The organism is Enterocloster bolteae, from assembly GCF_002234575.2.
In the GTDB taxonomy this organism is placed as follows: domain Bacteria; phylum Bacillota; class Clostridia; order Lachnospirales; family Lachnospiraceae; genus Enterocloster; species Enterocloster bolteae.
Window position 1 is genome coordinate 4725259 of sequence record NZ_CP022464.2, and the last position, 22144, is coordinate 4747402.

The following is a 22144-nucleotide window of genomic DNA, read 5'->3' on the forward strand; positions in this document are numbered from 1 at the left end:
GTGCAGCGGCTCGTTATGAGCGGTAATCCGCATTAATCTTAACATAGTCAAAGGTCAGATCGCAGCCCCACGCAGCGGCCTTTGCATCCCCCATCTTGATGTCGGCCACAGCCGTCACCTCCGGCTCTGACAGTATCCGGGTAGCCTGCTCCTCGCTGTAGTCCACGGCCACGCCGTCCTTAATAATCTGCATCTTTCCTGCCGCGCTCTCAAAAAACAGGTCCACCTTTTCCGGATCAAACTGTGCCCCGGAATAACCCATGGCGCAGAGTATCCTGCCCCAGTTGGCGTCATGGCCGAAGATGGCTGCCTTGGTAAGGCTGGAGCAGATTACTGATTTTGCCAGAATTTTGGCCTGTTCCTTAGTCTCTGCCCCCACTACCTTTACCTCAAACAGAGCGGTGCAGCCCTCGCCGTCGCCTGCCATTTTCTTGGCTAATGTTTCGTTTACAATCTTTAAGGCTCTGCAGAAGGTATGGTAATCCTCATTCTTCTCTGTAATTTCTTTGTTGCCGGCCAGACCGTTTGCCAGAAGTAGAACCGTGTCATTGGTGGATGTGTCCCCATCCACGGAAATCATGTTGTATGTATCCTGTATATCCTGGCTGAGTGCCTCCTGGAGCAGCTCTTTGCTGATGGCCGCATCCGTAGTCACAAAGCTTAGCATGGTGCACATATTGGGATGAATCATACCGGAGCCCTTGCACATGCCTCCCATGGTCACCGTGGTTCCTCCCAGCTCAAACCGGACAGCCACCTCCTTGTTCTTTGTATCCGTAGTCATAATGGCCATGGATGCGCCTGTGCCGCTCTCAAGGCTTCCGTCCAGCAAAGGAGCCATGGCCTTGACCCCTGCCGTAATCCTGTCCATGGGCAGCTGCATGCCGATGACGCCTGTGGATGCCACCAGGACGCTTTCAGCAGAAATTCCCAGGGCCAGGGCCGCTGCCTCTGCTGTCTGTCCGCAGTACCCCATGCCTTCCTCTCCGGTGCAGGCATTGGCAATGCCTGCGTTTATAACCACTGCCCGGGCAGGCGCCCCGCTTGTCACCTGGTTCTTATCCCATTTTACAGGAGCTGCCTTCACAATATTGGTGGTGAAGGTTCCTGCCGACCTGCAGGGCTCCTGGCTGTAAATCATAGCCATGTCCTGACGGTCCTTATATTTGATTCCGGCTGCTGTTGAAGCAGCCTTAAAGCCCCTGGCAGCCGTGACGCCGCCGGTTATGATTTTGATTCCCATGCCTGTCTCATCCATATCACTCATTCCTCCATTTATTTCCATACCTTTATGTCATATGAAGATGCACCTGCCTTTATCACGGTGCACCATCCTTTCATTTTACCGTACAAACCGGGTGATGTTTTCCTCATTCAGTATGAATTCGTATGTATTCACATCCTCCCGTTCCTGCCACCCGATTCCCTGCCAGAACGCATTTCCCACCTCATTACCCTTAAACGCAATCAGGCTGATTTTGCTGACTCCTTCCTTCTGAAGGGCCTCCATGGCAAAGCGCACCATGCGGTATCCAATGCCGTGTTTCCTGTATCCCGGCGCCACGCACACATGATAAAAACAACCGGTCCTGCCGTCATGGCCGCAGAGGATATTTCCTATAATATGACCGTTCTGGACAGCCACCACACTGGTAGTGGGATTCCTCCCAAGAAAGCGATCCACGCCCTCCCGTGAATCGTCAATACTTCTGATTCCAAAGCCCTTGATTTCTGTCCACAGGCCGTAGACCTGGTCGTAATCCGCTATTGTCATTTCGCGGATAAGGATATCCATTGTACCTGCCATGATCTCATATTTCCTTTCTCTTTCCCTCTTTCATCCTTTTCAGAGATGTCTTTAAACCAACAGCCTGAACCATCAGGGGAAAATGGGAATCTGCTTAAGTCCCGTATTCTCCGGCAGGCCGAACATCAAATTCATGTTCTGTATGGCCTGGCCTGCCGCTCCTTTGACCATGTTGTCTATGGCTCCCATCATAACCACCCGGTTGGTCCTGGTGTCTATCTTGAAATTCACGTCTGCAAAATTGCTGCCCTCCACCCACCGGGTCTGAGGCACCACATCCTTTTCCAGGACGCGCACAAAATATTCATCCCCATAATATTTATCGTATACAGCCTTTACCTCCTCGCAGGATACTTCCTTTGTAAGGGATGCATAGGCTGTCACCAGGATTCCGCGGTTCATGGGTACCAGGTGGGGGGTGAAGCTGATGGTTACCGGCTTTCCTGCTGCATAGGACAGCTGCTCCTCTATCTCCGGCGTATGTCTGTGGGAGGCCACCCCGTAAGCCTTAATGTTCTCATTGACCTCGCAGTACAGACTGTCCACCTTGCTTCCCCTGCCTGCGCCGGATGTGCCTGACTTGGCATCAATGATAAGGGTATTGGGGTCGATGAGCCCTTCCTTTACCAGAGGATAGGTGGACAGGAAGGAGCAGGTGGGGAAACATCCAGGATTGGCAATGAGCCTGGCCTTTTTCACCTTTTCCCGGTTGATTTCAGGCAGCCCGTATACGGCCTCACCGATAAACTGCGGGGATGCATGGGTCAGCTTATACCATTTCTCATAAACCGACACATCCTTAATACGGAAGTCGGCGCTTAAATCAATGACCTTTACTTTAGATAATACGTCCTCGTCCATCAGGGTGGCGCACAGTCCCTGAGGGGTGGCGGTGAACACCACATCCACCTGTTCTGCCAGCTCCTTCATATTATCATCCATACACGCGTCGTCCACGATTCGGAACATGTTCTGGTAGATGGATGCATATTTCTGGTCTATGTAGCTTCTGGAACCATACCATTTAATCTCTATGTCATCCCTCTGGAGCAGGAGCCTTGCCAGCTCTCCACCCGCATATCCTGTGGAACCGATAATACCTGCCTTAATCATATCCGTATCTCCTTATATTTATAAATATTGGCTGCTGCCTTCATTATAGTCAGTTTTTCTTTAAATGAAAAGAAGCATTTCTGTGAACCCTGTTTCCTGGTTCCCGTTTGGATTTCATAATTATACATTATAAATGCATAATATGCAACATCTTTTAAATATTTTTATTTAGCACTTGCATTTTATCACATAATGTTGTATATTTATGAAAGTTCAATCAGTACAGCAATCTCAGGAGGATATCAATATGAAAGAAAAAGTAGTTTTAGCTTATTCCGGCGGACTGGATACCACCGCAATCATTCCGTGGTTAAAGGAGCATTTTGGTTATGAAGTCATCTGCTGCTGCATTGACTGCGGTCAGGGCAGCGAATTAGACGGACTGGACGAGAGAGCCAAATTATCCGGTGCCTCCAAATTATATATCGAAGATTTAGTGGATGATTTCTGCGACAATTACATCATGCCCTGCGTAAAGGCCAATGCAGTATATGAAAACAAATACCTCTTAGGCACCTCCATGGCCCGTCCTGCCATTGCCAAGAGACTGGTTGATATTGCACGTAAAGAAGGCGCCTCAGCCATCTGCCACGGCGCTACCGGCAAGGGCAATGACCAGATTCGTTTTGAGCTGGGTATCAAGGCTCTGGCCCCGGATATCAAGATCATCGCTCCCTGGCGCATGACCGATGTATGGACCATGCAGTCCCGCGAGGACGAGATTGAATACTGCAAGCAGCACGGCATTGACCTGCCCTTCTCCGCAGACAGCAGCTACAGCCGTGACAGGAACTTATGGCATATCAGCCATGAGGGCCTGGAGTTGGAAGATCCTTCACAGGAACCCAACTACGAGCATCTGCTTGTACTTGGCGTGACTCCCGAAAAAGCACCGGATGAGGGCGAGTATGTGACCATGACCTTTGAAAAAGGTGTTCCCACCAGCGTAAACGGACAGAAGATGAAGGTTTCCGATATTATCCGCAAGTTAAATGAGCTGGGCGGAAAACACGGCATCGGCATTGTGGACATCGTGGAAAACCGTGTGGTTGGCATGAAGTCCCGCGGCGTGTATGAGACACCGGGCGGAACCATTCTCATGGAGGCCCATCAGCAGTTAGAGGAGCTGGTATTAGACCGTGCCACCATGGAGACGAAAAAGACCATGGCTGATAAGCTGGCCCAGATTGTTTATGAGGGCAAGTGGTTTACACCTCTGCGCGAGGCTGTCCAGGCATTTGTTGAGTCCACCCAGGAATATGTGACAGGCGAAGTAAAATTCAAACTGTACAAGGGCAATATCATCAAGGCCGGAACCACATCCCCTTACTCCTTATACAGTGAGTCCCTGGCTTCCTTCACCACAGGCGACCTGTACGACCACCATGACGCAGACGGCTTCATTACCCTGTTCGGACTGCCCCTTAAGGTAAGGGCTATGAAAATGGCTGAGGTGGAATCTGCCAAAAAGGACCAGTAAAGAGACAGGATGCACTGTTACACATAAAGAAAATGCCCCGGAGATATTACATTTTCCATCTCCGGGGCATTTCTTTATGCCTTTGCCATCTTAGCCGCGCTATTTTATCTGTTGAAACTGTTTCATTAATTCATTCTACTTTTATTTATACGACTTTGCAGCTTTATGATGCTGATCAGATTGGCCAGGATTTCAATCTCTTGGGAAAGGACTCAATCTGTTTCCATGGAAAGACAGCGCCGTGTCCGCTGTTCTCCCCCTGCATCCGATCCGCTCAGGAGCAAGGTTATGGATAAGGGAATCCGGCCCGGCATTGGCTTTCCTGAATTTCCTTAGAGCCTTTTTAACTTGAAAAACCGGTAATATATTAAAAAATATACGAATATATAACCTTAAATCTGCATAGATCCTCTTCTTTTTTCCAAAAATGTGTCGAATATATAAGATAGTATGTATATTAAATCCATCAGCACAAAAGAGGGGTAAAAGGAAGATGAAAAGTATAAAAGGAAAAATTTTATTATGCATGTCACTGACTGTTGTCATATGCCTGAGCATTTTAGGGGGCGCAGGCATCTGTCTGAATTACAGCAGTACCAATCAGCTGTTGGAGCAGACGCTCAGGGAAACCGTCAAGATCGCGTCCGACAAGGTTGCAAATGAACTTACATCCTATCTTAACGTGGCTATTGACACAGGAACCATCGCACGGCTGACGGATCCCCAGCAGAGCCCTGGGAATAAGCAGCTTCTGATTGATGACAAGGTAAAACAGTACGGTTTCCAGAGAGGGAACATCATAGGGCCGGATGGAATCAGCGCCCTTGACGGCAAGGACTATTCTGACCGGGATTATTTCCATAAAGCCATGGCCGGCCAGGCCAATATATCCGATCCTTTGGTCAGCAAAGTCAACGGAGAATTGTCTATTATTGTGGCTGCTCCCTTATGGAAGGACGGACGGCCTAATACAACAATCGCAGGCGTGGTGTTCTTTGTTCCGCAGAGTACATTTTTAAATGATATCGTTTCACAAGTGCACATCAGCGATAACAGTGCAGCTTATGCCATCAATTCAGATGGTTATACCATTGCGGACAACACCACCGGCACAATCATGACACAAAACATAGAAGAGGAAGCGAAATCCGATTCATCACTGGCCAGGCTGGCTGCCATACATGGAAAAATAAGAAAGGGCGAAAGCGGCTTTGACAAATATGAAATTAACGGTGTGCAGAAGCTGGCCGCCTACTCTCCAATCGCCGGCACAGACGGATGGGGCATGGCCATCACGGCACCCACATCGGATTTTATGGGAGCGACCCTTACTTCTATCGGAATCACATGTGCTCTGTTAGTAATATCACTGATTGCTGCAGTGGCAATCGCTTATTGGCTGGCCAAGAAAATCGGCAATCCCATCCACATCTGCACGGAAAGGATCCAGAAACTGTCGGAAGGTGACTTAAAGTCACAGGTACCTGTCATACATTCCAAAGACGAAACGGGCAGACTATCCGAAGCCACCCGTCTCATTACTGATTCCATAAGCAATATTATCAATGATATTGACTGGGGGCTGAGCCAGATGGCCGCAGGTAACTTTGCCATCACCAGCCAGTCCCAGGATTTATATGTGGGGGATTTTAAACCACTTTCCGACTCCATGTACAAAATATTAAAGGAGATATCAGCAGTTTTAAGGAACATTGACCAGAGTGCCGAGCAGGTGGCCGGCGGCTCTGAACAGGTGGCGGCAGGAGCCCAGGCACTCTCCCAGGGGGCGACCGAGCAGGCGTCCTCCATAGAGGAATTAGCTGCTACTGTAAACGAGATTTCCAATCATATAGATAAAAATGCCGGCAATGCGAAAACAGCCAGCGAAAAAGCTGCCTCTGTAATGGACCAGGCAAAAGAAAGCAGCCAGCGCATGAAGGAAATGCTGACAGCCATGGATGACATCAATCAAGGGTCCGGTGAAATCAGTAAGATCATAAAGACAATTGAGGATATCGCGTTCCAGACTAATATCCTGGCGCTGAACGCCGCGGTAGAAGCCGCCCGGGCAGGAGAAGCAGGCAAAGGGTTCGCGGTGGTGGCGGATGAGGTACGCAATCTTGCGGGAAAATCCGCCGATGCTTCTAAAAATACATCATCACTGATTGAGGGATCCCTTCATGCGGTGGAACGCGGCACCAAAATCGCCAGTGAGACAGCTCTGGCGCTGGACGAAGTGGTAAATGGCGTTGAGGATGTATCTGCGGCCATCAATGAGATTTCCGCGGCCAGTGCAGACCAGGCGTCCTCCGCCAGACAGGTCACACAGGGCATAGACCAGATTTCCAGCGTTGTCCAGACAAATTCAGCTACAGCACAGGAAAGCGCGGCTGCCAGCGAAGAGTTGTCCGGGCAGGCCCAGATCCTCAAAAATCTGGTTGGGCAGTTTAAATTTGGCAGCACGGAATCCGGGGAGGAGCCCGTGATGCCGGTCCCTGATGAGTCCAATTACATGGTTCAGGGATGTGATGAAACTAAATATTAATATTGCAGGAAAGAGCCGGCTGCTCCTGCCGCCAGGAATTCTCCTTCCCCGCCGTCAATCCAGTCGGATCTTGTTTTTCTCCACATCCAGCCCCTCCGGCATATTGACAATCCGGATCCTTCCGTCGATGGTGACCGGCTCAAGCACTCCGTTTTCACTATGGCTCTCAATATAGGCAATCACCGCGTCAATGATGTTGGGCTGATTTCTGGCCCAGTCCGTTATCTGCTGATACTGCTCGTCATAGGTGTCCGTACTCAGGTCAAATAACCTGCATGCGCTCTCATTTCCAGGGTCAAAGGTCTGGTAGAGGGCAATCCCCTCAGGCAGCTGAGCCGGCTTGTCCGGTGGTAACACCGTAAACGCGTCCCAGCCGTCGCTTCCCCCCAGCTCATAATCCGTGGTCGCCACCGTATACCAGGCGTCAGGGTCTATCGTTTCTCCGTTTGACAGGCGGACATCGCTGATTTCCGCCTGTCCCCCATACGCATTATCCTCCAGCGGTTCGTAGGTAATGGTATAGGTGAAACCGGAGGGAATCACCATGCCGCCGAACACACTGGACTGGTCCGCTCTCACCGCATCGGTCAGGTTATTGGTGGAAAGTATGGATATCAGGTTCGCGCCCTTGCAGCGCACAGTGACCACATGGTTGTTCAGGCCGTAGAGCATGGAGGTGGCCAAATCAGACTCTGTTATCTCCCCTTCCTCAAGCTCCGCTGTCAGAGTTCCTGCATTGATGGCGGCCAGATCTGCGCCCGTGTACCGGCGCAGGGCATCAGCCAGCAGGTTTCCCAGAGCTGATTCATTGGAGCGGGAAAATATACGCACATAATTGTATGTCTTATCTGTCTTCCCGACCACATGGTCCGGGACCTGGTAACGGTTTTTCCCTGTAGTGCGGTATTCTTCCAGCGCCTCCAGCATCCCCTCTGTGCCGCCAATCTTCATGTAGGAGCTGGCGCCTTCCAGACCCGCATAATAGTTCTGTCCGCACAGGTAATGGCGCAGGGCAAAGGTAAACAAATCCGAACCGTAAAACTGGTAAGGATTTTTCACAATGGAGTGTTCTGTAAGGCACTGGTAAAATTCAGGATGGGTATTCTGAAAATAATCATAATTTAATGTGTCATCCCGCCGGTAGTAGGTGGTAGCGCCCACGGGAACCGAAGCACTGTAATATTCCGGCGCAAACTCTGTGGAGGCCACATATTCCAGATACAGGCGGCAGGCCCTGAGGACAGTCTCGTCTGTTATGTTTGCATTGATTCCCAGATACCAGTCCCCGTTGGTGGCCAGCCAGCGATCCTCCCTGGTTCTTCCCATATATGGTATGAATACAAAGTCCTCAGCCTTCACCCATACCTGTTTGCCGTCCTTTTCTATTTTAAAGCTTGGGACCCCGTTCACATCCCTGAGCTTCTCTTCAAAATGAACCGCATAGTCCACATAGCTCACCGAACACATGACTGCGTTTCCCCGAACCACCTCCCGCAGATTCTGTTTGCTGCTCATCAGGAAGTCGCCGTTCTCATACAGCCCCATGCTTTCCAGCTCATCAATTCCCTTAAGGACACGGGCAAATGCCGGATTTTCAAAGGAAACCCCTGCCGGATTATTCCGGTACAGATTCAGCCACTGCACATATTCGCTGTCCGTGTACGCATCCAGAAGAAAGGGCATGGCCACCACTGCTGCTGCGTCATTGTAAAGCATCCCAAAGGCATAGGCCCGTACCCCGGTCTCCTCCCTTCTCTCCTGAATCCGGCGGCAGAGCCCTATAAACTCTTCCTGTGTCCGGGGCATATCATATCCCATATCCGCCAGGAGCTGTCTGTTCACCATCAGCCCTGAGATATACCCGTTTCCAACCGGAAGGGCATATACCTTACCCCCTACCTCCGCATCATTTAAGGCGCTGATCATGTAGTTCTTCAAAAATGGTTCGGAGGTCAAATCCTTCAGATAACCGCTCTGGACATAGGTATAATAATCCTGTGTATAGAGGATTTCCGGGCCGCCTCCGCTGCGCACCGCTGCCAGCTGGGCATTCTCCATCTTTGGCGCTATTTCATATGTGCTCTCAATTTTAACTCCGGGCATCGTGCGATGGATATAGGCTTCCGCCTGCTCCGTATTGATATTCTCACCCATGGTATTGTACACATGCAGCACAACCGGCTCCTCAGCCGGCTGCGCACCGCTCTGTTTCTTATCCTCTGTGGCCCCGGTATCCCAAACGGCCGTGCATCCGGTAGCAGCAGATATCAGCACCAGCACCAGAAACAGCCCTATTACCATCCGTTTCTTCATATTTATTCTCCCTCTTCCCCGGGTATGGTTTTCGTGAATCACGTTTCGCTGCCGTACCGGGTATCCTCCTGTCCATCCCCACAGCTCCAGTCCCACAGCTCCAGCCCCACAGCCCCATCCCCACAGCTCCGGCCGTACCGGCTGCCCCAGCCGTTCAGGGACAGCCCTTTTAGCCCAGCAGGCCCCGCAGCTGTTCCATATTGATGGGCTTTGTCAGTACAGCGCCGAATCCTGCCCGCGCCGCCTCTGACCGCACTTCATCCTCACTGCTGGATGTAAACGCAAAGACAGGAATGGATCCGGCACTCTTTCTTTGGCTGCTGCGGATAGCTGCCGCTGCCTCAAAGCCGTCCATGACCGGCATGCGCAAATCCAGCAGGATGGCGTCATATGTGCCGTCCGGAGCATTGAGATATGCCTCCAGTGCCTGGTGTCCATTTTCCACCGCATCCACCTGCTGGCCGTCGGCCCGTATCAGCTCTGCTGCTATCTCCCGGTTAAGTTCATTGTCCTCCGCCAACAAAAGCCGCAGGCAGCGGCCCTCACGCCGCACCCGGCCAATCTCCTTTGCCAGGACCGCGAAGTCTATGGGCTTTGGAACAAAACCATTCATCCCTGCCTCAAGGGCTTCTCTGCGATCCTCCTCAAAGGCATTGGCTGTCAGGGCTATAATAGGGATGGACGCTGCCCGGGGATGGATGCTCTCCCGTATCCTGCGGGCCGCATCCAGTCCTCCCAGAACCGGCATCTGTAAATCCATGAGAATCACGTCATATGTATCCTCAGGTGCATCCAGAAAACGGGTGCATCCCTCTTCTCCGTTCCGGGCAGTATCCACCGCCGCTCCCATGAGTCCGGAGAGCATTTCCACTGCGATTTCCAGGTTGACCGCATTGTCCTCCACCACCAGCAAACGCACGCCTTTTAACTCCCCTGCCAGTCCGCCGGATATGCTCTCCCCCTGTCCCAGCATTCCGGTAATTTTCCGGTACAGGCTCATCCGGAACAGAGGCAGGCTGATTGTATATTTAAATCCCTTCTGCTTAATCTCCTCAAACAGCTCCTGCTCATCCGGTTTCAGTCCCAGAAGCCAAAGCGTATCCCCGCCTAAATCCCGCTTCAGCTGTTCTCCGGTTAAGGTCCGGTCAAAGCGGAGCATTTTATAGGGAAGAAATGCCATGGAGAAAGGACGGCCTGCCGCCCTCTTTTGGGCCGCCAGGGAAACAGCTGCCTGATAGTCTGTCTCCCAGGCAGCATCCACACCGATTTCCTCCAGCTTTTCCACTGCATCCCTGCACTTTTCCTCACTTCCCGGCTCGCCGATGACCAGCATGGCGCAGCCTGCGGCCAGAGGCACATGGCGGCTGCTTAAACGGATGGAAAGCCCAATGGTAAAGGTGGTGCCCTTTTCCGGCTCGCTCTCCACCCGGATGGTGCCGCCCATCAGATCCACAATGCGCTTGGTAATGGCCATGCCCAGGCCGGTTCCCTGGATTCCCTGTTTATAAGAATTCTGGTCCCGTGAAAACATCTCGAAAATCCGGCCCATATATTCCCGGCTCATGCCCACGCCGGTATCGCTGACCCGGAATACAAAGCTGGCAAATGAAGGATCCTGTGATGGTACCTCCGTGATATCCAGATAGATTTCCCCGTCCTTTGGCGTAAACTTCACCGCATTTCCCAGCACATTGGTAAGCACCTGCCCCAGGCGCACCGTATCGCCGCACAGCAATTCATGGGTAATGTTCCAGACATTGACGTCAAAATGCTGGCTACGCACGCCTGTCTGGGACTGGGTCACCGTAACCACGCCGGACAGCCATTCACCCAGTTCAAACTCTGTCTCTGCCAGCTGCATTTTGCCGGATTCTATTTTGGACATGTCCAGCACATCGTTAATCAGTCCCAGCAGTAATTGGGAGGAATTAGCGATTTTCTGAAGGCATTCGGTCACCTTTTTGCTGTCCTCCGGTGAATATAGAGCCAGATTGGTCAGGCCGATTACCGCATTCAGGGGAGTACGGATATCATGGCTCATACTGGCCAGGAAAGTACTCTTTGCAGCATTGGCCCGTGCCTCGCTCTCCAGCGCCTCTTCCAGGCGCCTGCGGGACTGCTCCCGTTCCGTGATATCCTCCAGAGTCACAGTGATAAAGCGCTGGCTGCTGTCCTGTTCCGAAATCAGATAGGCGTTAAGGGACAGCACGATATCCTTCTGGATGTCAGGCCGGGTAAAATGCAGCTTCAGGCTTCCGCTGGCACAATCTCCCTTGCGGACCCGGCTTATCAGGTCCAGGACCGCCTGGCGGTCGCTGCCGCTGATACAGCTTAAGAACTTATCTTCTATAGCATTTCCAAATGCATCCTCAATCCCCAGGACCTGTTCCGTGTTGCGGGACGCATACTCAATAGCACCGCTTTCACTGTCAGCAATGACAATCACATTGGGCACATAATGGGTCATCAGGGTGAAAATACGGTCGCGGCGAACAGCTTCCCTGGATGCGTTGGCGCGCACCACGAATACCAGCATAATTACAATCACCAGAAACATGCCCAGCATCAGCACAATGATAAACATGGTCAGCTGGATGGTCTCCTGGTTAATCTGCGCCGCGTCCGCCGTAATGTGGTCATAGGAGACACAGGAAATGAAATCCCAGCCGGTCCGCGGGATGGGCGCATACACAAGCTCATAGCGGGAATCCCCAAAGTAAATCTCGGCGCTGCCGCCTTTATCGTCCCTGAAATCAGAGAGCACCCGTTCATATTCCGTGCCGCCCTGGGCGTCCGGCTTAAAGAATTCCGCATTCAGGGGATTTTCCTCAAAATATGTAAACAGATTCAGGGTCTCTCCCAGTTCCCGGTTCACATGGGTGCGGGAGAGAATCAGACCTGAGTCAGTGGTGATCATATAGGAAGCATTGTCCCCGAACGCAGTGGAATCATAAAGGGCCCGAAAGGATTCCTGGCTGTAAATTCCAATCAGTATGACAGAGCCCGCGCGGCAGGAGAATGCCACCACATCCTGCCCCGAAGCGCTGAACGGGTCTGAAATAAAGCTGATCGCCTCCCCGTCCGGGCTGTTCAGGCAGTCCACATAGGCCTGACTGGAATACAGGTTGATGGGTTTCACACTATCCCCCTGGCTGTAGACACCGCGGCCTGATTCATTCAGCAGTACGCAGTAATCGAACACAGACACTTTGTTAAAATCCCTGAGATAACTGCGGTCCCCGTTGCTGAGGCCGTCAATGGAGTCAAAACCATTTTCCTTCAGTTCTTCGGACATGCCGATTCCCAGCACGCGTATCTCATGCCGGCAATGGTCAAAACCTTCGGTTGTCTTGGAAATCAGGGTGCTGGTTGTCTCTTTCAGCGCAGAGATATTGGAATTGATGATGCGGTCGTAGATGTCCCTGCGGTATCCTTCCAGGAAATAAGATAATGATAAGTAAAAGACAATCGCAAGGGCGATACAGACTGTGATGGTTATCGGCAGAGAAAACTTATGTTTTTTTCGTATCTGTTTCATCTGCCGTACCTCGCTTTTCTGGAAACCATATAACTTTAAACAGCTTTGAATAATATTATATTATTTGGGAAGCTATTTGTCAATTTTACAAATACGCACAGTGCCGCCTGAATATATCTTTATCCTGCTTTAAATGAAACCGGACCCATGAAGAAGCAGCTTGTTCTTCATGGGTCCGGTTTTAACTGCCATTGAGCAGCAGCTGTTTATGTCTACAGTGACTTCACGGCTGCCACAACGTTCTCAACCGTAAATCCGAATTTCTTAAAGAGCTGTCCCGCTGGTGCGCTGGCGCCAAAGCCCTTCATGGTGACGGTGGTTCCGTCAAGGCCCACATACCTGCCCCATCCGAAATCGCCCAGTGCCTCTACCGCCACTCTCTTGCGAACTGCCTTTGGAAGGACCTTCTCCTTGTAATCCTCAGGCTGCTCCTCGAACACGTCCATGCTGGGCATGCTGACAACACGCACATCCACGCCCTCTTTTGCCAGTTCTGCCTTTGCACCCACTGCCAGCTCCACCTCGGAACCAGTGGCAATGATGATGGCATCCGGAACTTCCTTTGCGGAATCTTCCAGTATATAGGCTCCCTTTAATGCCTCCTTGCTGGATCCGGCCAGCTGTGGCAGGTTCTGTCTTGTGAGTACCAGAGCCGTAGGAGTCTTTTTGGAAGATACGGCGCTGTACCATGCAGCAGCTGTCTCCGTGGCATCCGCCGGACGGTATACATGGAAGTTAGGCATGGCGCGCAGCATAGCCAGCTGCTCGATGGGCTCATGGGTTGGTCCGTCCTCGCCCACGCCGATGCTGTCATGGGTAAATACAAAGGTAAGGGGCACACCCATAAGAGCGGACAGCCTTGCCATCGGCTTTGTATAATCGCTGAACACAAAGAAGGTGGACACAAATGCCCGCAGGCCGCCGTGAAGCATAAGACCGTTTCCGATAGCGGACATGGCCAGCTCGCGGACGCCGAAATGCAGGTTGCGTCCGGCATAGTTATCCTTGGAGAAGTCCCCCATATCAGCCATATAGGTCTTAGTGGACGGAGCCAGGTCTGCTGCTCCTCCAATCAGGTTCGGCATCAGGTTCTTAAGTTTCTGAAGCTGCTTGCCGGACAGGCTTCTGGTAGCATCCGGCTTGTCCTCAAATGCCCAGTAGTCTTCACTGTCATAAACATCATTAGCCAGATTGGGATTATAGAATTTATCCCATAATTCCTTCATCTCCGGATATTTCCCGCAGTATTCCGCAAATAATGCGTTCCATTTTTCCTCTGTCTCAGCGCCTCTCTCAGCGTATGCCTTATAATTGGCATATACTTCATCCGGTACATAGAAAGGCTCCATAGACGGCCAGTTCAGGAATTCCTTCATGGCTTTTACATTGTCATCTCCCAGAGGCTCGCCGTGAGCGCTGGCCTTGCCCTGCTTAGCGGGACAGCCGTAGCCAATCTGGGTCTTTACGGTGATGAAAGACGGACGTGCGGTATCTGCCTTTGCCTCCTCGATGGCCTTGCCGATGGCATCCAGATCATTTCCGTCCTCAACGGTAATCAGCTGGAATCCAAAGGCTTCCATGCGCTTCTGCACGTTCTCTGTAAATGCAATATCTGTGCTTCCCTCGATGGAAATACGGTTGGAATCATAAAATACAATAAGCTTGCCCAGTCCCAGGGTACCTGCCAGTGAGAACGCCTCGGAGGAAATGCCCTCCATCATGCAGCCGTCGCCGCCCAGCACATAGGTATAATGGTCAACAACCGGATATCCGTCCTTGTTGAATACAGCTGCCAGATGTGACTCGGCCATAGCCATGCCGACTGCCATGCCCATGCCTGCGCCCAGAGGGCCTGTGGTGGCCTCAACGCCTACTGTATGGCCATACTCCGGATGTCCCGGTGTCAGAGAATCCATCTGGCGGAAATTCATCATATCTTCTTTTGTAAGGCCGTAGCCGAAAAGATGAAGCAGGGAATACAGCAGTGTGGAGCCATGGCCTCCTGAAAGGATAAAACGGTCCCTGTTCTCCCATCCCGGATTCTTAGGATTATGGTTCATATGTTTTGCCCACAGCTCAAAGGACATGGCTGCGGCTCCCAAAGGAAGACCTGGGTGGCCTGATTTGGCTTTCTGTACAGCATCTGCTGCCAGAACGCGGATTGCATTGACTGACATGGTATCAATCTGATTCATAGTTCCCTCCATTCCGGTGCCCCCGAGGGGGCCCACGCATCATAGATGTTATTTTTTTACCAACTGCCCTTTATTATACCAATTCCATCCATGCAGGGCAATACTTTTTCTCGCAAAAATCAGTGCAACATTTTGCGGTTCTTTGCGTTATTTTGCAAATTTAAAAACAATTGTTATAAAAAGATTATAATTTAAACACATTTTCATCACATTTTAATTTTAAAACTGTTTGGTGTATATGTTTATAAAAAACTGACAGGAGGACACAATCAGTGATTGAAGTAAAAAATCTTGTAAAAGATTACGGCGGCCATCTGGCAGTGGACCATTTAAGCTTCCGGGTGGAAGACGGCCAGATATACGGCTTCCTGGGCCCTAACGGAGCCGGGAAGTCCACTACCATGAACATCATGACCGGTTATCTGGGCGCCACAGAGGGCCAGGTCATCATAGACGGCCACGACATACTGGAAGAGCCTGAAGCCGCAAAAAAACGCATCGGGTATCTGCCGGAAATTCCGCCTCTGTATATGGATATGACCGTGGATGAGTACCTGGAATTTGCGGCCTGCCTTAAAAAGCTGCCGAAAGCAGGGCAGAAGGACGCTATACAGGAAGTGATGGAACTGGTTAAGATTACGGATGTCAGAAAACGGCTGATCCGAAATCTGTCCAAGGGTTACCGCCAGAGGGTGGGTATGGCCCAGGCTATTTTAGGGAAGCCCTCTGTTATCATCCTGGATGAACCCACTGTGGGACTGGACCCGAAACAAATCATTGAGATACGGGATATGATAAAGGGGTTGGGCAAACAGCATACCGTCATCCTGAGCTCCCACATCCTGTCCGAGGTAAGCGCTGTCTGCGACCATATCATGATTATTGCCCACGGAAAGCTGATTGCCAGCGATACTCCTGAAAACCTGGAACAACGTTTAAAAGGCGCCGCGGGCCTGGAGCTGACGGTAAAAGGCAGCGAGGAAACGGTAATGCCTGTGCTGGAGGAAATTCACGGTCTGTCCATAGAGCGTATAGGGGCCGGAGGCGAGGCAGGCACCTGTGTGGTGAATCTGCAGTTTGGAGGGGATGAAGATAGCAGTGTTTCGGGGAGCGGTATTGGTTCCGGCGGCGGCATTGCTCCCGGCGGCGGCATTGCTCCCGGCGGCATTGCTTCCGGCGCTAAGACAGATATCCGCGAAACCATTTTTTACGCCCTGGCCAATCATCGACTTCCCATCCTGTCCATGGCTCCCTCCAAGGCATCCCTTGAAGAAATATTCCTGGAGCTGACAGAGGACTCCCCGAAATTGCGGGAGGACAGAGGCGTCACAGACCCCACAGACCCATCAAAGGAGGAGGATTCCCAATGAGAGCTATCTATAAGCGGGAGCTGAAATCCTATTTCTGCTCCATGACAGGCTATGTTTTCATTGCTTTCATGACCATGTTCATGGGCATTTATTTCATGGTTTACAATATGATTAACGGTTACCCCTATTTTTCTTATACACTTAATTCCATCCTGATGATACTTATGATTGCGGTGCCGATTCTGACCATGCGCAGCATGTCGGATGAACACAGGGCGCGGACAGACCAGCTGCTTCTCACCTCCCCTGTGTCCGTATGGGGCATTGTTATGGGAAAATTTCTTTCCATGGTCACTATTTTGGCTGTCCCCATGGCCATTGCCTGCCTCTGTCCCCTTATCATCCGAAGCGCCGGCACCGCTTATCTGACCGAGGACTATGCATCTATACTGGCCTTCTTCCTTTTGGGATGTGTGTATATTGCCATTGGGCTTTTCATCTCCTCCCTTACGGAAAGCCAGCTCATAGCCGCTGCAGGGACCTTCGGCATACTGCTGCTCAGCATCCTCTGGCCAGGGCTTTTAAACTTTATACCGGCTGCCGCATCAGGTTCCCTGGTCGGTTTCCTTATCCTGTGGACCCTGGTGTGTTTTATCCTATACCGGCTGACCGGCCATATCCCCCTTTCCCTTGGACTGGAAGCAGCCGGAGCGGCAGTCCTTATAGGAACCTTTTTCGTAAAGCAGAGCATATTTGAACGGGCTCTGACCGGACTTCTGGGAAAAATCGTACTGACAGACGTATTTGACGGCATTGTCAGCAGCCATATGCTGGATGTCAGCGGTCTTGTCTATTATCTGAGTGTGGCCGGTATATTGTTGTTCCTGACGGTCCAGTCAATCGAGAAAAGAAGATGGAGTTGAATCATATGACCAGAAAATGTAAAAAAGGCAGCTATATGGCACTGTTCACCCTTGTGGTCATTGCCGCTGTCATTGTACTCAACCTGATAGTGGGAAAGCTTTCTGCCAAATACCTGAAACATGACTTAAGTTCCAACAAAATCCTTACCCTGGGTGATACAACCAGGGACATCCTGGCACAGCTGGACAGAGACGTTACCATCCATATTGTGGCCGATCCCAACTCAGTGGATGAGAGGATTACATCCTTTGTGAATCTGTATAAGGACCTTTCCCCGCATATTTCGGTGGAAGCCAATGACCCTGTGCTTCACCCGGATGTACTTGCTTCCCTGGACACAGAGCCCGGCAATCTGATTGTATCCTGCGAGTCCACCGGAAAAAAAACATCCATTTCATTTGACGATATCATCCAGTTTGACCCCATGGTTTACTACCAGTACGGGCAAATCAAGGAAACCGCCTTTGACGGTGAAGGACAGATTACCAGCGCCATCCGCTATGTCACAAGCGATACAGCGGCGACCGTATATACCCTGGCCGGACACGGGGAAACCGCCCTCTCGTCAGCCGTCTCAGATGCCATGGATAAATCCGGCATGAATGCAGCCGATCTGAATCTGCTCACCCAGGGAGCCGTTCCCCAGGACTGCAGCCTTCTCATCATGAACGCACCTGTCAAGGATATCTCCGCGGATGAAAAAGAAACTCTGACCGATTACCTGAAAAACGGCGGCCGCATGCTGCTCCTTGCCGGCTGTACCCAGGATACATTGTCCAATCTGACAGATTTCATTTCCCAGTACGGAATGGACCTGAAAAATGGATTTGTGGCCGACCCGGCTCCCCAGCATTACTACAACAATAATCCCTTTAACGTAATTCCGGATTACGACTTTGCCAGCAGCCTTCTCTCAGGAATTGATTCCTCCGCAGCGGCCCTTCTGGTCCAGCCTGCGGGTATGACCATACAGGAAAATCCTTCGGAGGACATTGCGGTCCAGCCCTTCCTGACTACCTCTGATTCTGCATTTTTAGTGGATCCTGCCACGCAGGAAAAGACGCAGGGCACTTATGTGCTGGGAGCTGTGGCCACGGAGACTGTAAACGAGGAAGAAGGCACATCCTCCATGCTTACCGTCATCACAGCGCCAAGCATGATTGATGATTCCATCCTGTCACGTTTCCCCAGCATCACCAACCTGACTCTGTTCATGAACGCCGCGGCCAGCGGACTGCCCGGAGTCACACCGCTGTCCATCCCCAGCAAAAGTCTGGATATTACCTATAATATGGTAACATCCGCCGGATTGTGGAGTGCGCTGTTTATTATCGTGATTCCTGTCATTTTCCTGATTGCAGGCTTTGTGATCTGGCTGAAGCGCCGGAAGCTATAAATCACGTTTATACGCATCACATATAACATGTATCGCACGTAAGTGACCGGAATACGGTCACTTACGTGCTCATAAAAAGGAGGTTAAACATGAAGAAACATATACGGCCAATGGTTCCCGCTCTGGGAGCCCTGGTCCTTCTATGCGCAGCCTACGGCATTATCACCTGGCATCAGGGGAGGAATGCTGAATCACAGGCCCTGTCACCGGAAAATGCTTCTGTATATATGACCGACCTTCCGGAGCTGTCTTCCCTGTCCTGGACAAAGGACGGCAAGAGTCTGTCCTTTACCCGGGAAGGCGGTACCTGGTATTATAAAGGGGATACGGACTGCCCCATCCGCCAATATCCCCTGACCACCCTGTCAGATACTCTGTCCCACTTAAAAGCTGAGCGGAAGCTGGAAGGCGCGGATTCTCCGGAAGCATATGGCCTGGATAACCCTTCCGTACGGTTTGATACCGTTTCCTCTGATGGTTCTTCTCACTCTATCCTGGTGGGAAGCCAGGTTCCCGGTACCGGCGGTTCAGGCCCGGACGGTTCCCAGCTCCCCGCCCAGTATTATGCAGCTATGGACGGGGACAGTCAGATTTATACCATCGGCAGTTATCTGACCGAAACAGCTGCCAAGGGACTTTATGATTTTGTTGAGACAGAATCCCTTCCCCATGTGGCTGGTGCCGACATCCGGGAAATCACTGTATCCAGGAACGGACAGACCAGACGGTTCTGTAAGAAGACCGTGGATGACGCAGGCAATATTGCCTGGTATAAGGACTCTGACGCGGACGAGGCCAACCGCCTGGATGACAATGGCGCTCTTAATAATCTGGCGGATGCCATAAGCGGTTTGTCGTTCCAGTCCTGTGTATCATATAAGGCAAGCGATGAGGAATTAGGCAGCTATGGCCTGTCTGAGCCGATTATGACGCTTTCCTGGACATATGAAAGCGGAGATAGGGACAGTGCCGTATCATTGGCCATTGGAAATTCCACCGAAGATGGTACAGGCTACTATACCAGAAAGGATGATTCCAGAGCCGTGAATCTGATATCAAAAGAGGCGGCAGAGCGTTGTCTCAATGCTGCCTACCCAAAGTAATGTGAATTATACTATGAAGTTGTGCTAAATTATGAAAGGGAAACAACACCGCATTTCTGCCTGTTGTCTCCCTTTTTTATAACTGTTCTAATATATGGATTGCCCTTAAGCCCCTTCCCTGCGATCCCCCGCACCTCTATCATGGAGCACAAAGTGGTTCTTCTGAAAATCCAGTATCCCCTCAGCCCGCATCTTACTCAGCTCGCTGGACATAGCGCTCCGGTCCACACAGAGATACTCAGCCAGCTCCTGGCGGTTATGGGGTATGTCAAAATCCCTGCCCCCTTTTGCCATGGCCTGCTCTGACAGATAGGACAAAAGCTTTTCCCTGGTGGTCCTGCGGCACACATGCTCCAGTTTGTTTTCCAGCTTCACATTGTGCTCCGACACCAGACGCAGCATGTTGTGTATGAACCTGGTATGGAAATCGCAGGCCAGAGGACAAAACGTGATCATCCGCTGGTAATTGAGGAACAGGGTCTCGCATCCCCCCTCTGCCACCACGCTCACCGGCAGCACCGGGGTCCTGGCGCAGGAATAGGACTGGCCAAAGAGCTCCCCTTCCTTTATATGATATATGTGTTCCTGATGTCCCCAGAAATTCTCCTGGATAACGCATGCCTTCCCCCTCAGCAGAACCAGCACCTTATTGACGGATTCTCCCATGCGGAAAATGTATTCCCCATCCTCATAAAGCACCTGCTCCGAGGCACAGCATTTTAACAGGGTATAGAGCTCGTCATCATTTATGCCATAAAATAGCGGAGATTTTTTCACAAGAGGCAGCCATTCCTCCATATTCGCCCTTCTTTCCGTTGCATTTACAACTCTTTTGCTGTAAATATTATATAATTAAGAGATTTTTCCGTCAAGAGGGATTTTCTGTGAGATAAAATCTCATTCAGCATCACCGGACATCATCCATATCCAGCTGTTTTTTATATATCCCAATGACTTTTTTCATGGCCTCCTGGCCGGGAGCCCCTATGGTAAGGCGCTTCTCCACACAGGTCTTCATGCTGATGGCCTCATATACGTCCTCCTCAAACACCGGACTGATGGCCTTGTATTCTTCCAGGCTGAGATCATCCAGGGCAATTCCTTTGGCAATGCAAGCAAGGACCAGCTGTCCCACGATGCCGTGGGCATCCCTGAAAGGCACTCCCTTATTCACCAGATAATCCGCCGCATCTGTGGCATTGGTAAAGCCGTTCTTTGCACTGGCTTCCATTACCTCTTTCCGAAAGCTCATAGAGGAAATCATGCCGGTAAACAAGGCCAGGCATCCCTTTACTGTGTCAATGGCGTCAAAGGTAAGCTCCTTATCTTCCTGCATATCCTTGTTGTAAGCCAGAGGTATCCCCTTCATGGTGGTCAGCATGGATACCAGGGCGCCGTATACGCGCCCGCTTTTGCCGCGGATCAGTTCTGCGATGTCCGGGTTCTTTTTCTGAGGCATGATGGAACTTCCTGTGCTGTAGGAATCATCAATCTCCACAAAACGGTATTCGTTGGTATTCCATATTATGATTTCCTCGCAGAACCTGGACAAATGCATGGAGATAGTGGACAGGGCGCTGAGCAGCTCAATCAGGTAATCCCTGTCAGCCACTGAATCCATAGAATTAAGGGTAGGTCCGTCAAATCCCAGAAGCTCTGCCGTGTATTCCCGGTCCAGAGGATAGGTGGTGCCTGCCAGGGCGCCTGAGCCCAGAGGGCAGTAATTCATGCGCCTGCGTATATCCTTAAGGCGGGAGCGGTCCCTGGAGAACATCTCGAAGTAAGCGCCCATATGATGGGCCAGGGTGATTGGCTGGGCCTTCTGAAGATGGGTGAAACCAGGCATGAAGGTGTCTGTATTCTTCTCCATAACCGCCAGCAGCTCTTCCAGCAGTTCCTTCACCAGCGCTTCGATGGCGTCAATCTCATCCCTGGTATAGAGCTTCATGTCCAGGGCTACCTGATCATTGCGGCTGCGTCCTGTGTGAAGGCGTTTTCCCGCCTCCCCAATCCGCTCCGTCAGGGTACCCTCTACAAAGGAGTGGATATCCTCATATCCAGAATCGGATGATATGGCCAATTTCCCATTATCCAGGTCTTCTAAAATGCTTTCCAACCCGCGGATAATATCATCCCTGTCCTGTTCTGTGAGAATTCCCTGCTTGGCCAGCATTTTCACATGGGCTATGCTGCCCCTGATGTCCTGACGGTAGAATTTCTGGTCAAAGGAAAGGGATTCGTTAAAATTGTGTACCAGCTGATTGGTCTCTTTCGTAAAACGTCCGCCCCATAATTTCATGGCTCTTATCTCCTTATTTCTAAATTTCTTTTGTCCTGTATTCTTGTTTACTGCGGCTTTCCTGGTTTACTGCGGCTTTCCTGGTTTGCTGCAGCTTTCCTGGTTTGCTGCAGCTTTCCTG

General features: G+C 51.1%; 14 protein-coding genes. 6 read left to right on the forward strand and 8 right to left on the reverse strand.

Translation table 11 applies throughout. From position 1 onward, the window contains the following. Positions 1–13: 13 nt before the first annotated feature. The 3 genes from argJ to argC form a co-directional block, all read right to left on the reverse strand. Positions 14–1258, reverse strand: a complete 1245-nt coding sequence (argJ, locus tag CGC65_RS21910; protein ID WP_002568456.1) for a bifunctional glutamate N-acetyltransferase/amino-acid acetyltransferase ArgJ — start codon at positions 1256–1258, stop codon at positions 14–16. Between the two features lie 84 nt (positions 1259–1342). Next, positions 1343–1807, reverse strand: a complete 465-nt coding sequence (locus CGC65_RS21915; protein ID WP_002568457.1) for a GNAT family N-acetyltransferase — start codon at positions 1805–1807, stop codon at positions 1343–1345. A gap of 72 nt (positions 1808–1879) precedes the next feature. Continuing rightward, positions 1880–2920, reverse strand: coding sequence for an N-acetyl-gamma-glutamyl-phosphate reductase (argC, locus tag CGC65_RS21920; protein WP_002568458.1), 1041 nt, complete (start codon positions 2918–2920; stop codon positions 1880–1882). A 247-nt stretch (positions 2921–3167) separates the two neighbouring features. Here argC and CGC65_RS21925 point away from each other — a divergent pair, with 247 nt between their 5' ends. Both CGC65_RS21925 and CGC65_RS21930 read left to right on the forward strand, forming a co-directional pair. Continuing rightward, a complete protein-coding gene (locus CGC65_RS21925; protein ID WP_002568459.1) occupies positions 3168–4400 on the forward strand; it encodes an argininosuccinate synthase in 1233 nt (410 codons plus the stop codon). 493 nt (positions 4401–4893) lie between these two features. Then, complete coding sequence (locus CGC65_RS21930) at positions 4894–6945, forward strand: methyl-accepting chemotaxis protein (RefSeq protein ID WP_002568460.1); 2052 nt, start codon at positions 4894–4896, stop codon at positions 6943–6945. 54 nt (positions 6946–6999) lie between these two features. Here CGC65_RS21930 and CGC65_RS21935 read toward each other — a convergent pair whose 3' ends face one another. The 3 genes from CGC65_RS21935 to tkt form a co-directional block, all read right to left on the reverse strand. After that, on the reverse strand, positions 7000–9258 hold the full coding sequence (locus tag CGC65_RS21935; protein ID WP_002568461.1) for an extracellular solute-binding protein: 2259 nt from the start codon (positions 9256–9258) through the stop codon (positions 7000–7002). Positions 9259–9427: 169 nt separating this feature from the next. Beyond that, on the reverse strand, positions 9428–12796 hold the full coding sequence (locus tag CGC65_RS21940; protein ID WP_002568462.1) for a response regulator: 3369 nt from the start codon (positions 12794–12796) through the stop codon (positions 9428–9430). 212 nt (positions 12797–13008) lie between these two features. Beyond that, positions 13009–14991, reverse strand: coding sequence for a transketolase (tkt, locus tag CGC65_RS21945; protein ID WP_002568463.1), 1983 nt, complete (start codon positions 14989–14991; stop codon positions 13009–13011). A gap of 272 nt (positions 14992–15263) precedes the next feature. On the opposite strand from tkt, the gene CGC65_RS21950 reads away from it, so the two are divergent. The 4 genes from CGC65_RS21950 to CGC65_RS21965 all read left to right on the forward strand — a co-directional run bounded on the left by CGC65_RS21950 (position 15264) and on the right by CGC65_RS21965 (position 19724). Next, the gene (locus tag CGC65_RS21950; RefSeq protein ID WP_002568464.1) at positions 15264–16361 is read left to right on the forward strand and encodes an ABC transporter ATP-binding protein; all 1098 of its coding nucleotides are present in this window, start codon (positions 15264–15266) and stop codon (positions 16359–16361) included. Further along, the gene (locus CGC65_RS21955) at positions 16358–17224 is read left to right on the forward strand and encodes an ABC transporter permease (RefSeq protein WP_002568465.1); all 867 of its coding nucleotides are present in this window, start codon (positions 16358–16360) and stop codon (positions 17222–17224) included. Before CGC65_RS21950 ends, CGC65_RS21955 begins: the two co-directional genes overlap by 4 nt. A 5-nt stretch (positions 17225–17229) precedes the next feature. Beyond that, the gene (locus CGC65_RS21960; RefSeq protein WP_002568466.1) at positions 17230–18621 is read left to right on the forward strand and encodes a GldG family protein; all 1392 of its coding nucleotides are present in this window, start codon (positions 17230–17232) and stop codon (positions 18619–18621) included. 89 nt (positions 18622–18710) lie between these two features. Then, positions 18711–19724 (forward strand): DUF4340 domain-containing protein, encoded by a 1014-nt coding sequence (locus tag CGC65_RS21965; protein WP_002568467.1) that lies wholly within the window; start codon positions 18711–18713, stop codon positions 19722–19724. Between the two features lie 105 nt (positions 19725–19829). Here CGC65_RS21965 and CGC65_RS21970 read toward each other — a convergent pair whose 3' ends face one another. Together CGC65_RS21970 and argH are read right to left on the reverse strand one after the other, a co-directional pair. Beyond that, positions 19830–20522 (reverse strand): Crp/Fnr family transcriptional regulator, encoded by a 693-nt coding sequence (locus CGC65_RS21970; protein ID WP_002568468.1) that lies wholly within the window; start codon positions 20520–20522, stop codon positions 19830–19832. Between the two features lie 109 nt (positions 20523–20631). Next, positions 20632–22023 carry an argininosuccinate lyase gene (gene argH / locus CGC65_RS21975; protein WP_002568469.1) on the reverse strand — a complete coding sequence of 464 codons (1392 nt, stop codon included), beginning with the start codon at positions 22021–22023 and terminating at the stop codon, positions 20632–20634. Between the last annotated feature and the right edge of the window lie 121 nt (positions 22024–22144).

What these genes read in the sequence shown, in the direction of transcription:
- argJ (WP_002568456.1), bottom strand. Translation starts at nt 1,258, where the DNA reads ATGGATGAGACAGGCATGGGAATCAAAATCATAACCGGCGGCGTCACG.
- CGC65_RS21915 (WP_002568457.1), bottom strand. Translation starts at nt 1,807, where the DNA reads ATGGCAGGTACAATGGATATCCTTATCCGCGAAATGACAATAGCGGAT.
- argC (WP_002568458.1), bottom strand. Translation starts at nt 2,920, where the DNA reads ATGATTAAGGCAGGTATTATCGGTTCCACAGGATATGCGGGTGGAGAG.
- CGC65_RS21925 (WP_002568459.1), top strand. Translation starts at nt 3,168, where the DNA reads ATGAAAGAAAAAGTAGTTTTAGCTTATTCCGGCGGACTGGATACCACC.
- CGC65_RS21930 (WP_002568460.1), top strand. Translation starts at nt 4,894, where the DNA reads ATGAAAAGTATAAAAGGAAAAATTTTATTATGCATGTCACTGACTGTT.
- CGC65_RS21935 (WP_002568461.1), bottom strand. Translation starts at nt 9,258, where the DNA reads ATGAAGAAACGGATGGTAATAGGGCTGTTTCTGGTGCTGGTGCTGATA.
- CGC65_RS21940 (WP_002568462.1), bottom strand. Translation starts at nt 12,796, where the DNA reads ATGAAACAGATACGAAAAAAACATAAGTTTTCTCTGCCGATAACCATC.
- tkt (WP_002568463.1), bottom strand. Translation starts at nt 14,991, where the DNA reads ATGAATCAGATTGATACCATGTCAGTCAATGCAATCCGCGTTCTGGCA.
- CGC65_RS21955 (WP_002568465.1), top strand. Translation starts at nt 16,358, where the DNA reads ATGAGAGCTATCTATAAGCGGGAGCTGAAATCCTATTTCTGCTCCATG.
- CGC65_RS21960 (WP_002568466.1), top strand. Translation starts at nt 17,230, where the DNA reads ATGACCAGAAAATGTAAAAAAGGCAGCTATATGGCACTGTTCACCCTT.
- CGC65_RS21965 (WP_002568467.1), top strand. Translation starts at nt 18,711, where the DNA reads ATGAAGAAACATATACGGCCAATGGTTCCCGCTCTGGGAGCCCTGGTC.
- CGC65_RS21970 (WP_002568468.1), bottom strand. Translation starts at nt 20,522, where the DNA reads ATGGAGGAATGGCTGCCTCTTGTGAAAAAATCTCCGCTATTTTATGGC.
- argH (WP_002568469.1), bottom strand. Translation starts at nt 22,023, where the DNA reads ATGAAATTATGGGGCGGACGTTTTACGAAAGAGACCAATCAGCTGGTA.